This window comes from Shewanella sp. ECSMB14102 (assembly GCF_000813075.1).
GTDB classification, from domain to species: Bacteria; Pseudomonadota; Gammaproteobacteria; order Enterobacterales; family Shewanellaceae; genus Shewanella; species Shewanella indica.
Map to the genome: position 1 here is coordinate 1 of NZ_JWGX01000055.1, position 316 is coordinate 316.

The 316-nt window shown below is 47.8% G+C and carries 1 protein-coding gene; it reads right to left on the reverse strand.

The window, feature by feature from the left end; translation table 11 throughout:
- Positions 1–287: IS5/IS1182 family transposase (locus RC73_RS16650; protein WP_039035712.1), on the reverse strand; the 287-nt coding region annotated here is incomplete at its 3' end.
- Positions 288–316 lie beyond the last annotated feature (29 nt).

Below are 316 nucleotides of genomic sequence, written 5' to 3' on the forward strand. Positions count from 1 at the left end.
ATACAGCTGTAGTCTGGAGCAATTAACGGTATTTTCATCAGCTGAAATAAGGAGTTGATGAACCTTTCGGTCGCACGTAATGACAGCTTAAAAATCCCTTTGAGCATCAAGGCGGTTTCGATGGCGGTGTCGCTGAATTGAAAGCCACGGCCACGACCGCCGTGATGCTTTGTGCAATGCCAAGCGTTAACCGCTGCCTCGTCCAGCCAGAAGGTAACCGAACCACGGTTGACTAATGCCTGATTGTATTGCTTCCAATTGGTGATATTGCGTTCTGACTTACCCATGAAACTGACCGAAGACCTGTTATGCAAGA